Origin of the sequence: Dietzia sp. PP-33, from assembly GCF_033790845.1 — a bacterium.
In the GTDB taxonomy this organism is placed as follows: Bacteria; Actinomycetota; Actinomycetes; order Mycobacteriales; family Mycobacteriaceae; genus Dietzia.
Window position 1 is genome coordinate 72,156 of the sequence record NZ_JAMYEI010000003.1, and the last position, 12,336, is coordinate 84,491.

Consider the following 12,336-nt stretch of genomic DNA (forward strand, 5'->3'; position numbering starts at 1 on the left):
CCCGTGGCGGCGCCCACCCTGTGGAGGGGGCGAGGGGTGTGGAGAACGGGGCCCGACGACGACGAGGTGGGCGCCGCTCAGCCCCGGCGATCGCTGCGCGACATCTCGCGCAGCATCTCGTTGTACGCCCTGAGCTCGGCGTCGTCGTCGCGTTCGGACTGCCGCTCCCCGCGCCGCGCGTCACGCATGTCGCTCTGGTACCACTGCCACGCCAGGGCCAACATGACGATGAACAGGGGGATCTCCCCCGCCGCCCACGCGACGCCGCCGCCGACCTGCTGGCTCTGCAGCAGGTCCGGGATCCAGGGCAGCCCGACCCCGCCGTACCAGTTCTCTGCGAGCACGGTCTTGAAGTTCATCAGCATGATGCCGAAGAAGGCGTGGAACGGCAGTGAACCCAGCAGCACCATGAGCTTGTAGAGCGGCGAGAAGTGTCGTGGCGCCGCGTCGACACCGATGATCACCCAGTAGAAGAGGTACCCACTGATCAGGAAGTGCACGTTCATGAACATGTGGCCCAGGTGCTCGGAGACCAGCGTCTCGTAGAAGCCACCGAAGTAGATCAGATAGAAGCCGGCCACGAACTGCACCGACGCCACGATGGGGTGCGTGAGGAACCGCGAGAGCGGGTTGTTGATGAACTCCACGATCCACTCGCGCGGACCGGGAGGGTTGCCGCGGCCCGCCGCGGGGAGTGCGCGCAGCGCCAGCGTCAGCGGCCCGCCGAGCGCGAGCAGCACCGGCACGAGCATCGAGATGAGCATGTGCCCGACCATGTGGCTGGCGAAGTCGGCCATCATGTACATCCCCATGCCGGAGCTGGTGGTGACGAACAGCAGCACACAGCCGAGCACCCATGCCACGGTCCGCCCGACGGGCCAGTCGTCGCCGCGCCTGCGCAGGGTGACCAGTCCCCACACGTACAGACCCAGGAGGATGACCGAGGCCAGGCCCAGCACCAGGTCGAAGCGCCACAGGCCCAACACCGTGCCGAACGAGAACGGGCCGGGAAGCTCGAAGCCCAGCAGGGCCTCCTGGCGCGTGGGCACGTAGAGCGGCGCCGGCGGCGGGGTGCGGCCGAGCGAGACCGAGAGCCCGATCGTGCCCGCCATCACCACGGCCTCGACCAGCCCGATCCGCAGCAGGGTTCCGCGGTCCACGGGAGCGTTGGCCGACCTGGACTCGATCTTGCTGATGATCCGGCGGCGCATCGCCAGCCCGAACATCGCGAGCAGGCCCAGCAGCAGCGCCTTGGCCAGCACCAGCAGCCCGTAGGTCGAGGAGAACAGGTCGGCGGGGTGCAGCCGCACGAGCGCGTTGATGATGCCGGAGAACCCGAGCGCGATGATCGCGACGGTGGCGACCACCGAGAAGCGGCGCAGCGCCAGTGCCACTCGGGAGCCGCCGCGCATCGTGTGGGCGAGCACCGCGACCAGCCCGCCCACGTAGAAGGCCGCGGCGAACAGGTGGATGATCAGCGAGTTGGTGGCGATGTCGTGCGCAGTGCTCCCGGAGGCGTGACCCGTGGCCGCCACCGGCAGGAGCGAGAGCACCGTCACGCCCAGCCAGATCACCGACCAGCGCCAGCTCAGGGTGAGCCGCTGCCCGATGCCCGCCACCAGCGCGATGACCGCCGCCCACCGCCAGGACGAGGCCACGTCGATCTGGTTGATGGCGACGACCCACTGGTCCGGCGGCAGCGACTCCCAGATGGTGCGCCCGGAGACGTCCGACAGGGTCAGCGGGATGAGCAGCGCCGCGGCCACCGCCCAGGCGATGTTGACCCACGAGGAGAGCTGCTGTGCGCGGTAGCCGTCCACGTCGAGGGTCTTGTCCTTCTGCGGCGGGGTGAAGAACGCCGCGAACAGCGCCATCCCCACCGCCACCGCCGCGAGGAGCTCACCGATCGCGCGGACCGCCGGGAGCCCGGCCGTGGTGAGGACGCCCGGATCCGGGACTCCCACCAGCTCGAGCGCCACCTGCGTGGACATGGCCGAGAGCGGGACCACCACCGCGGCGGCCACCACCGCGAGCAGGATCACGACGGGCACCACGCTGCGGGTCCTGAGCGGTCCGGCGGTGGCGGGTGCCGACTTCGACGACGTCATGACCTCCATCGTAGGAACCCGAGTGCCCCCGGGCCGATTCGCGTCTGATGCGCACACCCCCGCATCGGCTACCATTCTTCCGGCGACGCCGGATGCGCGCGTCGCAGGCCTCCGTAGCTCAGTGGATAGAGCATCCGGTTTCTACCCGGCTGGTCAGGGGTTCGAGTCCTCTCGGGGGCGCCGAGGTCAGGGCGCAATTCGGTACGGCGATCGGTTCTCCACCGGTCGCCGTGCCCACATTTGACCCGCATTCCCGCGAATCGGCACCGGGTCACCGCCCGCCGCGCGCCCCGCCGCTCGCCACCCACCCGCCGCGCGCCCCACCCGCCGCGCGCCCAACCCGCCGCGCGGTCACTTCCGATCACGTTCTCCCAGGTGGGTTGTGCCGAAATCGGTCAGATGTGACCGCTCGTCGAGGGACGCGACCGTCGCTCGGGCATTGGACTCGCATCAGATCCCGATCTGTGCCGGTGGTACGTTCGGATGTCGAGCTGATTCGCAAGGTCAGCTTCGATGACACGGGGTGCCCCTACCGAACGGGGCTGAGATCACACCCGCTGAACCTGAACTCGTTCACACGAGCGGAGGGATGTCACATGCGCTGGCGCACGCTGTGGTGAGTCGTCCGGGAACCACGGCAGTGGCACTGGAGGGTCTGGGGCACACCTATCCGGGCGCGCGCCGCCCGGTTCTCGCGGACCTGAACCTGGCCGTTCCCGTAGGCGAGCACATCGCCGTGGTCGGGCGCAGCGGATGCGGTAAGTCGACGCTCCTGTCGCTGATCGCCGGCCTCGTCGAACCGACGACCGGGACCGCCCTCGTTCTCGATGAACGCCTGCCCGCACGACGCCTGGATTCCTGTGCGCTGATGCCCCAGGGCGACAGCCTGTTGCCCTGGTTGACCCTGCTCGACAACGTCGCGATCAGTCTCCGCAACCAACGGGTGAGCCGGCGCGCCGCCCGTGCCGAGGCCCAGCGACTGTTGGATCGCCTGGGGCTGGGTATCTGGGCCGATGCCCGTCCTGCAGCTCTCAGCGCAGGCATGCGCCAGCGCGCAGCACTCGCGCGCGCTCTGCTGGCACGCAAACCCGTGCTGCTGGCCGACGAGCCGCTCGGTGCGCTCGACGCGATCACCCGTGCAGAGGTCCAGCAGTGGCTACGCCAGACCATCACCGGCACCTCGGCCACCCTCGTCATGGTCACGCACGACGTCGATGAGGCACTGCTCCTCTCCGAACGCGTGGTTCTGCTGGCACGAACCGAGGACGGCGCCCCAGCGCGTGTTGTCTCGGCCTGGCCGGGTTGGTTCAGCGACGACCGACCCCGCGAGGTCCTCCTCGGAGACGAGGACTTCGCCACGGCCCGCCGGGAAGTGCTCCAGGCCCTGGCCCGGGAATCGCACCTCGCCGAAGGCGGAACCGACCGATGACCGTGCGATTCCTGCGGTCCGCCGCTCCCGCCTGCGTCACGGTCCTGCTGGTCCTCGCGGCGTGGATCATCGTCACCGCGCTCGAGCTCGTGCCCGACTACGTCATTCCCGCACCCCTCGCCGTGCTCGACTCTCTCGTGACCACCTGGCCAGACCGGCTCGGTTCCGCCACGGTGCTGACCGCCACCGAGACCCTCCTCGGAATGGTCCTCGGAGTGGTCGTCGCGGTGGCGGTAGTGGTCGTCAGCGCATTCGTGCCCACCATCGGGCAGGCCATGACCCCCCTACTGGTCGCCTCCCAGGCCATCCCGGTCATCGTGATCGGCCCGCTACTGACGATCTCCCTCGGCTACGGCATGGCACCGAAGGTGATCGTGGTGGCCCTGTTGTGCTTCTTCCCTGTCGCGCTCAACCTTCTGTCCGGTGTCCGGACAGTCGACGCCCGGCTGATCGACACGCTACGGAGCCTGCACGCCACCAGGTGGTCACTCTTCTGGCGGGTACGCCTGCCCTTCGCGGCACCACGCGGTTTCGCCGGACTACGCGTCTCGGTCACCTTCGCCCCGGTCGCCGCGGTCTTCGCCGAATACACCGGCTCGACCAACGGCCTGGGCTACCTCATGCTCCAGGCGATCCCCCGGCTCCAGACCGATTTCGTCTTTGCCCAGGTGCTCGTGCTGACGATCATGTCCAGCGTCCTGCTGGCCAGCGTGACCATCCTCGAACGTCTCATCTGCCCTTGGAACACTCCCACCGGGGAAAGGAACCCATCATGACGAACTCCCGAACCAGAACGATCCGACGACAGGCCCTCACGCGACCTGGCGTCCGCATGCTCTCGATCGCGGCCGCGGCCGCGGTGGCTCTGACCGGCTGCCAGGCATCCTCGGACAACGCCGAGCCAGGCGAGACCGGCGCCGCCCCGGTCAGTGTTCTCCTTGACTGGAGTCCTAATCCCGACCATGTGGCGCTGTACACCGCGCAGCACACCGGCGCCTACGGTGACGCGGGTGTCGACGTGACGTTCACGACGCCGTCCAACACGGCCGACGCCGCGCGAGAGGTCTCCCTGGGACGTTCCGACCTGGCCATCTCCTATGAGCCAGACACTCTCATCGCCGCGGAGCAGGGACTCGACGTCGTCTCGGTCGCCGCTCTGATACCGACGTCGTTGACCTCCCTGATCGCCAGGACGGAGTCCGGGATCACCACCGCGGCCGACCTGGAGGGCAAGACCGTGGGGTTGTCGGGCCTGGCCTCCCAGCAGCCGACCCTCGACTACATCGCCCGGGAGGCCGGGATCGATCCGAATTCGATTTCCGCCCCCAACGTGCAGCAGAGCCTGAACCAGGCGCTGCTGACCGACCAGGTGGACGCGATCTTCGGCGCGTTCCGCAACATCGAGGGGGTCGAGCTCACCGCTCAGGGCGATTTCGTGATCATGCCCGCCACGGAACTCGGAGTCCCCGACTACGCGGAACTGGTGATCATCGCCAACCCGAGCCGCCTCGCTGCCGACGCCGACTACGCCGAGCGGGTGCGAGCCTTCCTCGCCGGAACCGCGGCCGGTCAGGCCACGGCTCTGGACGACCGCCAGGTCGCCATCGATGCCCTCACCCCCGAGACCGAGGGATCCTACGACCCGGACGTGCTGGAGCGGATGATCGACGCCACCCTTGAGTTGCTGCCCGAGGACGGTTTCGGGCAGCAGTCGGCCCAGGACTGGGCGGCCTACGCGCTATGGATGCATGAGAACGGCCTGCTGGAGACCGAGGTCGACGGCGCCACTGCCACGACCAACGACTACCTCCCCCAGGCCGGCAGCTAGAGCCGCGGTGGTCGGCCGGTCGAGTGGACTCTGCTCGACCGGCCGCCCGGCCCTCAGCTCGGGGCGGCCTCCCGCAGCCGCGCGAGCAGCGGCTCGGCGGCCTCCTCGAGGAACCGGTCCAGGGTCTCATCGCCGATCTGGATCAGCGCCACGTCGGTGTACCCGGCCTCCCAGAAGGGCCGCACCTTCTCGACGATCGCGTCCAGGTCGGGCCCGCAGGCCAGTTGCTCGGCCACGTCCTCGGGCCGGACGAACTTGGTGGCCGCGGCGAACCCGGCGGTGGTGGGCAGGTCGGCGTTGGCGGCCCAGCCGCCGGCGAACCACCGGAACTGGTCGTGCGCGCGCTCGACGGCGGCCTTCTCCGAGTCGGGGTCCCAGCTGATGGGGATCTGTGCGATCGCCCGGGCACCGTCGCCGATCTTCTTCTGCCCCTCGAGCGCGTTCCACCCCTCGATGTGGGCGGGCTCGGGCTCGGTCGCGATGAGGTGATCGCCCAGCGGCCCGAGCCGGGCCACGGCCTTCTCCCCGCCGGCGGCCACACCGATCGGCACGCGCTTGTCGGGCAGGTCCCACAGCCGGGCCGAGTCCACGCGGAAGTGCTCGCCGGAGTAGGTCACCAGCCCGCCGTCGAACAGCTCGCCGATGATCTCCAGCGCCTCGGCCGTCATTTCATGGCGTTCGTCGAGGGAGGGCCACCGCTGCCCCACCACGTGTTCGTTGAGGTTCTCCCCTGCGCCGATGCCCAGCATGAACCGGCCGTCCGACATGATCTGCATGGTGGCGGCCTTCTGCGCCACCACCGCGGGGTGGTACCGCAGGATCGGGCAGGTCACGTAGGTGCACAGGTCCACCCGCTCGGTCACGTGCGCCACCGCGCCCAGCACGCTCCACACGTACGGCGCGTGCCCCTGCGAGCTCAGCCACGGGAAGTAGTGGTCCGAGGCCACCTCGAAGTCGAAGCCCGCCTGCTCGGCCTTGGCCGCGTAGCGCACGAGTTCCTTGGGGCCGGATTGTTCGGTCATGAGGGTGTATCCGAAACGTGTCATGTAGTCGAGGGTGATCCCGTCTGCCCAGAGATGCCACCGATCGCGGGGAACTCTCGTCGTCCATCGTCGGCACCCGAACCGCGCATCGTGGCGCACGACACGGCCCCAACGGTTGCCAGCGGCGCGGGAGCCGGGCACCTTCGGACCCATGACCTCTCCCCGCGCCCTGCTTCTCGACGTCGACGGCACCCTGGTCGACTCCACCTACGTCCACGTCTGGACCTGGCACCGCGCCCTGGCCGAGGCGGGCGCGCAGGTGCCCTTCGTGGAGGTGCATCACCGGATCGGCAAGGACGGGTCCACTCTGGTGACCGAGTTGTTGGACGTCGCAGGGATCGACGACGACGACGAGCGCGATCGCGTGGCGAGCCGGGCAAAGGAGCTGCATTCGGAGTACTACGCCCAGGCCGGCGACTCGCTGCGCGTCCTCCCCGGTGCCCGCGAACTCGTCCGCGGCGCGAAGGAGCAGGGGTGGATCACGGTGCTCGCCACGTCGGCCCCGCCGTCGGAGTTCGCTGAGGCGCGCGAATTGCTGGACGTGGACGAGTACGTGGACGCCGTGACGACGGGCGAGGACGTCGACCAGGCCAAGCCCGACCCGACCATCGTGGCGATCGCCCTCGAGCGCTCCGGCGTCGACGCCGCGGACGCGGTCATGGTGGGCGACGCCACGTGGGACGCCATCGCGGCCACCAAGCTCGGCATCCGCTCGGTGGCCGTGCGCACGGGCGGGGTCGGCGACGCCGAGCTACGTGAGGCGGGCTTCTCCGAGATCGCCGACGACGCCGCCGGCGTTCTGCATCTCCTGACCTCCGGCACGCTCTGACCCGCCCCCGGCTTACGCGTCCCCTTCGACAGGCGGCCACCCACTTACGCTGCGTCTTTCGACCATTCCGCCCGCGCACCTAGGGGTGGCGCGTGCTCAGATCCGGCCGCGCCCGCGTGTCGCCTCGAGCCGCTACCCAACTCACCTAGAGCCGGGCCCCGGCGCAAGCCACACTGCTTCCCCGACCTGCGCGCCCCCTTGGGACCGTTCCCGCAGCGCAGGCCCGGCGCACGTGCGCATTCCGGGCGCGCAGGCCGAAGGGGGCGCGCAAGTCGGGCGGCGGGCAGGCAATGCAGCGGGGCGGCGGGCCGGCGACGCGGGGCTACGGGGCAGGCAATGCAACGGGCCGGCGGGCCGCGATGCGATCTGTGGGTCCCGGCCGGGCCGGAAGCAGGCCCTAGGGCGCCCAGACGCCCGAGGACTCGGCCCGGGTGGGGGTCCGCACGGGCAGCAGCAGGAGCAGGCCGACCAGCAGCACGAGCGCGATCCCGGCGATGCCCGCGCGGTCGGTGCCGAAACCCCACGTGAACAGCCCGAACAGCGCCGGCGCGAGGAACGACACAGCGCGCCCGGTGGTAGCGTAGAGGCCGAACATCTGGCCGTCGCTGCCGGGCGGGGCCAACCGCGCCAGGAACGAGCGCGACGCCGACTGCGCCGGCCCCACGAACAGGCACATGAGCAGCCCGAAAATCCAGAACATGGCGGTGCCGTCGACGAACAGCAGGACGGTCATGGTGCCGAGCATCGCCGCGAGTGAACCGATGATCACCGCCTTGGGTCCCACCAGGTCGTCAACGACGCCCGCGACCGCCGCGCCCAGCGCCGCCACCACGTTGGCCGCCACCCCGAAGAGCAGCACATCGCCCGGCGCGAGTCCGTAGACCGAGACCGCCAGGATCGCCCCGAAGGTGAACACCCCCGCCAGTCCGTCGCGGAAGATCGCGCTGGCCACGAGGAACCTGACCGTCCGCGGGTCCCGGCGCCAGAGGGCCTTGAGGTCGCGCCAGAGGATGCGATAGGACTCGAGGAAGCCAGCCTCGTCGTCGTCGCCCTTCCTCCCCCGGGGCCGGTTCTCCGGCACCGACCGCAACACCGGCAGCGCGAAGACGGCAAACCACACCGCGGCAACCAGACACACCAGCCGCACGTTGAGGCCCCCGTCGGTGGTGATCCCCAGCAGTCCCCGCTCGGCCCCGTCACCGGAGATGAAGCCGAGGAACGCGGTGAGCAGCAGGAAGATCCCACCGAAGTAGCCCATCGCCCACCCGAACCCGGAGACCCGCCCCACGGTGGCCGGGGTGGAGACCTGTCGCAGCATCGCAAAATATGACACTTCAGCAAATTCGAACGTGATCGATCCCAGCGCGAGCAGCAGCAGTCCCACGAAGAACCACGGGTAGGGCGCGTCCGAGTCGACGAGGAACATCGCGGCGGCCAGCGCCACCGTGAGGTAGGTCCAGATCGCCAGCGAGCGTCGGCGGCGGCCACCACGGTCCGCGCGCTGGCCCATCACCGGCGCGGTCAGCGCGATCACCAGTCCGGCGAGCGCGATCGAGATCGACAGCCAGGTGGCGGCCGAGAGGGGGCCATCGAGATCCGCGCCGACCGAGTCGGTGAGGTAGACGGAGAAGACGAAGGTGACGATCACCGCGTTGAACGCCGCCGACCCCCAGTCCCACATCGCCCAGGAGAAGACCTGGCCGCGGGTGGCGGGGCGGGAATCGGGCGACGACGACGAGGCGGCGGTCTCTGGAGGGGGCGGTGTCCCGGTGCTGCTCACGCCCTAGAACCTAGTGCCTGGCGGTTCGTCTGAGGTCTCGAAAGAGCCGGTGGCGGGCCCATTTCCGCTGGTATGGTCGGTGCACATTCGGTGAATGCGAGGTAGCTGTGGCGTGGTCCGCGTGGTTGGCACTGACCGGCGCGTTGCCCGCTGTCGCTGTTCTCATCGCAGTGCGCAGCTTCCGCAGATCTACTGATCCGCTGGCGCGCGGTGGTCATGTCCTCATCATCGGTCTGGTGGTGCTTCTCTCGCTGTCGACCGGTGCTCACCTCGCACCACCGGACGACTTCTTCAGTTGGCTCGGCGGAGGCCTGATACTCGGCCCGCTCTTCTACGTTCTCGGCAGACTGCTGGGCAGGGCCGCGCGCGACCCCGCCGCGGGCGGTCATGACTCGGTGAGCGACCAGACAGAACACGAGGGAGCACTCCCGTTCCGTCAGGGGTGATCGCCGGGGACCGCACTCGTCGTCGTCACCAACTCTCCGATCCACCACCCTCGCCGGTACGCTCACCCTCGGCCCTGACCACCTGACCCGAGGACGCATGATGCCGCTTCCCCTGCCCACCGCGACGAATCACGCTGTCGTCACCGGCGCCTCCTCCGGGATCGGCATGGCGCTGGCCGCAGAGTTGGCCCGCCGCGGGCACTCGCTGATCGTGGTGGCACGGCGCGGTGAGGTGCTGGAGGAGCTCAAGGAGCGGTTGGAGCGCCAGTTCCGGGTGACGGTCGAGGTGCGGGCCTGTGACCTATCCGATCCGGACAAGCGCGCGCCGCTACTGGAGGAGCTGGCGGGCCGCGAGATTTCGATCCTGTGCAACAACGCCGGCATCGCGACGTTTGGCCCGGTTGCCGCGCTCGACCCCACCTATGAGAAGAGCCAGGTGCAGGTCAACGCCGTGGCCTGCCACGATCTCGTGCTGGCGGTCCTGCCCGGGATGGTCGAGCGTGGCTCGGGCGCGATCCTCAACGTCGGCTCGGCGGCCGGCAACATGCCCATTCCCAACAACGCCACCTACGCCGCCACCAAGGCGTTCCTCAACACCTTCTCCGAGTCGCTGCGCGGGGAGCTCAAGGGTTCGGGGGTCAACGTGACACTGCTCGCGCCCGGCCCGGTGCGCACCGAGGAGATCGTCGAGGAGGACAAGACCTTCGTCGACCGTCTGGTCCCCGACCGCTTCTGGGTGGACACCACGTACACCGCCCGGGTCTCGCTGGACGCGCTCGCCCGGAACAAGATGCGCGTGGTCCCGGGTCCCTTGGGCCAGGCCATGTCCGTGGCGGGCAACTACACGCCGCGAGGGGTCATGGCCCCGATCGTGGGGCGGTTCTACGCCAAGCTCGGTGAGGGGCAGGCGGAGGGCTGATCCTCCGGGTCCGACCAGGCGGGCGATATCCGGACCTCCTCTCATGCGGGCGGTGGCTGGCCGAGCCAGCGGATCCCGTCTGGCCCCTCCCGGTCCGCCGACGGCAGTGCTAGCGGCAGGAAGTCCTCATCAATCACCGCGCCCGCGACATCTTCAGGGTCGGAGGGCGAGAAACCTCGCCGTAGCTCCCGGAGGTTCCAGTGCCTCCCCACCCGAACCGGCCCGCCCCGAGCGGAACGAATCTCCGGGTATGACCAGACCAGGGTCACCGCGCCGTCCGTCATGGTGAGCTCGTCCACCCGATAGGGCGAGTCGTCCGGGTGCGCCATCTCCATCCCCGGCGCGGGGTGGAGGGCGAGATGCCGCGCGAACGCCTGGCCGAAGATCGAGTTCCACAAGAGTTCATCGTCGTCCGCCGCAGATCCCAGCCCGAGATCACGCACCTGGCGTGCGACCATCGCCCGGAAGAGGTCGTCGGCGGGATCGGCCAGGCCGACAAAGTGCCCGGCCAGTTCGTGTCCCACGAAGCCGATGAGCTCCGAGATCGCCGCGACCACCGCGGCCGCCGTTGACGGGGTGACGCGAGCGTCGTCCGCGAAGGCACTCATGCCGGCGCCGGCCGATTCGAAACCGGGAACGTGCCGGGACCGCAGGCAACTGAGAAACGGGGCGGCCACCTCACCGGCGGCCGGAATAGTCTCGGCCGGTGCCACATACCCGGGGATCGGAGTGCCGTAGATGAGCTGGAACTCATGCGGTGCTCGCAGCCCCCAACCGCGGAGGGCGTCCGCGAGTCGGCTCCACAGTTCGGCGTCGGAACCGGCGTCGGGAATACCGTCGTCGTCCGCGATCTCGGCCTCTGCCTCAGCCGCGCGGAGAGCGTCGGCCAGGCCGCGATAGCTCTCGAGAATCATGGCGGTGAGCAGGTCCTCCCGCGACGGGAAGTAGCGGTAGATCGCGGAGGAGACCATCCCGACCTCGCGGGCAACCGAGCGCATCGACAGTCCCACCCCACCGGCCCTCGCGATCTCCTCGCGAGCGGCGGCGAGGATCCGCTCGATGGTCTCGCCTCGGGCCTCGTCTCGCTTCCCCATGCCGCGATCCTTCCAGAAAAACGAGAGCACCGCTCTTGATTTGCAGGGCGAGGGGGCCTACCGTGGGCATGTCCCAAACGAGAGCGCCGCTCTCTCTTCATTCCGGAGGCCCAGTGTCGAGTTCGACTCCCATCACGGTCCCGCGCTCACGCGTCGCCGTCCCCACCGCCCTCGCCGTCACCACGGGCGCCCTCATGGCCGGGTACCTCCTGCTACGTCCCTACGGCGATGCCGACGGCGGCGAAACCCTCGCCGCGGCGGAGGCGTTCTCCTCGCCCCTGTGGCTCGTCTCCCACCTGGCGGGAGCGGCCTCCCTCGTCACCCTCGCCGCACTCTGGTCGATGCTCACCGCGGGGCCGCTCCGATGGGCTGGCCCCGTGGGCGCTGCGCTCGTCCTGCCCTACTACGGCGCCGAGATCTTCGCTCTGCACGAGATTGGGGGTAGGGCCCTGACCGGCGACCCCGACGTGCTCGCTCTCGTGCCCGCTGTGCGCGACAACCCCGCTGCTGTGACCCTGTTTTCAGTGGGCCTGATCGCGCTGGCGGTTGCCGGGATCGTAGCGGCGCTCGCGTGGCGTCGGCTACACCGGCCGGGACGAGCGGCAGGCGCATTCCTCCCGCTCGCGGTGATCGCAGCGCTGTTCCTGCCGCAGTTCTTCCTCCCCCCTGCTGGCCGGATGGCCTACGGGCTCGCCTTCGCGGCCGCGGCCGCCTACGCCGCACTCACCGCAGCCTCCGTGGCCCGCGACACGACCAGGCCATCACCGGTCGAAGGCCGGTCCGTCGCCGAGCCCAGCAGGGTGCGACAGGGCGAAGCCTGATCCTCCGAGGCCTGACCGCCGGTACTGCGGCGATATAGT

The 12,336-nt window shown here is 69.7% G+C and carries 11 protein-coding genes, 1 tRNA gene and 1 riboswitch; of the genes, 8 read left to right on the plus strand and 4 right to left on the minus strand.

Translation table 11 applies throughout. From position 1 onward, the window contains the following. Positions 1–77 precede the first annotated feature (77 nt). Positions 78–2,108 (minus strand): cytochrome c oxidase assembly protein, encoded by a 2,031-nt coding sequence (locus NJE57_RS06525; RefSeq protein WP_319027591.1) that lies wholly within the window; start codon positions 2,106–2,108, stop codon positions 78–80. A 107-nt stretch (positions 2,109–2,215) separates the two neighbouring features. Between NJE57_RS06525 and NJE57_RS06530 the strand changes: the two genes are divergently transcribed. The 4 genes from NJE57_RS06530 to NJE57_RS06545 all read left to right on the plus strand — a co-directional run bounded on the left by NJE57_RS06530 (position 2,216) and on the right by NJE57_RS06545 (position 5,365). Continuing rightward, positions 2,216–2,288 (plus strand) — tRNA-Arg (locus NJE57_RS06530). 329 nt (positions 2,289–2,617) lie between these two features. After that, positions 2,618–2,715: riboswitch (TPP riboswitch) on the plus strand. A gap of 33 nt (positions 2,716–2,748) precedes the next feature. Continuing rightward, the gene (locus NJE57_RS06535; RefSeq protein ID WP_319027592.1) at positions 2,749–3,537 is read left to right on the plus strand and encodes an ABC transporter ATP-binding protein; all 789 of its coding nucleotides are present in this window, start codon (positions 2,749–2,751) and stop codon (positions 3,535–3,537) included. After that, positions 3,534–4,313 (plus strand): ABC transporter permease, encoded by a 780-nt coding sequence (locus NJE57_RS06540; RefSeq protein ID WP_319027593.1) that lies wholly within the window; start codon positions 3,534–3,536, stop codon positions 4,311–4,313. Before NJE57_RS06535 ends, NJE57_RS06540 begins: the two co-directional genes overlap by 4 nt. After that, complete coding sequence (locus NJE57_RS06545) at positions 4,310–5,365, plus strand: ABC transporter substrate-binding protein (protein ID WP_319027594.1); 1,056 nt, start codon at positions 4,310–4,312, stop codon at positions 5,363–5,365. Before NJE57_RS06540 ends, NJE57_RS06545 begins: the two co-directional genes overlap by 4 nt. A gap of 53 nt (positions 5,366–5,418) precedes the next feature. Here NJE57_RS06545 and NJE57_RS06550 read toward each other — a convergent pair whose 3' ends face one another. Beyond that, the gene (locus NJE57_RS06550; RefSeq protein ID WP_319027595.1) at positions 5,419–6,411 is read right to left on the minus strand and encodes a TIGR03557 family F420-dependent LLM class oxidoreductase; all 993 of its coding nucleotides are present in this window, start codon (positions 6,409–6,411) and stop codon (positions 5,419–5,421) included. A gap of 148 nt (positions 6,412–6,559) precedes the next feature. Between NJE57_RS06550 and NJE57_RS06555 the strand changes: the two genes are divergently transcribed. After that, positions 6,560–7,237 carry an HAD family hydrolase gene (locus NJE57_RS06555; RefSeq protein WP_319027596.1) on the plus strand — a complete coding sequence of 226 codons (678 nt, stop codon included), beginning with the start codon at positions 6,560–6,562 and terminating at the stop codon, positions 7,235–7,237. Between the two features lie 397 nt (positions 7,238–7,634). Here the strand turns inward: NJE57_RS06555 and NJE57_RS06560 are convergent, their stop codons facing one another. Continuing rightward, positions 7,635–8,918, minus strand: coding sequence for an MFS transporter (locus NJE57_RS06560; protein WP_319027874.1), 1,284 nt, complete (start codon positions 8,916–8,918; stop codon positions 7,635–7,637). A 206-nt stretch (positions 8,919–9,124) separates the two neighbouring features. Here NJE57_RS06560 and NJE57_RS06565 point away from each other — a divergent pair, with 206 nt between their 5' ends. Together NJE57_RS06565 and cmrA are read left to right on the plus strand one after the other, a co-directional pair. Then, positions 9,125–9,463 (plus strand): hypothetical protein, encoded by a 339-nt coding sequence (locus NJE57_RS06565; protein ID WP_319027597.1) that lies wholly within the window; start codon positions 9,125–9,127, stop codon positions 9,461–9,463. A gap of 100 nt (positions 9,464–9,563) precedes the next feature. Beyond that, positions 9,564–10,382 carry a mycolate reductase gene (gene cmrA / locus NJE57_RS06570; RefSeq protein WP_319027875.1) on the plus strand — a complete coding sequence of 273 codons (819 nt, stop codon included), beginning with the start codon at positions 9,564–9,566 and terminating at the stop codon, positions 10,380–10,382. 41 nt (positions 10,383–10,423) lie between these two features. Here cmrA and NJE57_RS06575 read toward each other — a convergent pair whose 3' ends face one another. After that, the gene (locus tag NJE57_RS06575) at positions 10,424–11,476 is read right to left on the minus strand and encodes a TetR/AcrR family transcriptional regulator (RefSeq protein ID WP_319027598.1); all 1,053 of its coding nucleotides are present in this window, start codon (positions 11,474–11,476) and stop codon (positions 10,424–10,426) included. 113 nt (positions 11,477–11,589) lie between these two features. Between NJE57_RS06575 and NJE57_RS06580 the strand changes: the two genes are divergently transcribed. Beyond that, entirely contained in the window at positions 11,590–12,297 is a 708-nt protein-coding gene (locus NJE57_RS06580) for a hypothetical protein (protein WP_319027599.1), read from the plus strand. Positions 12,298–12,336: the final 39 nt, after the last annotated feature.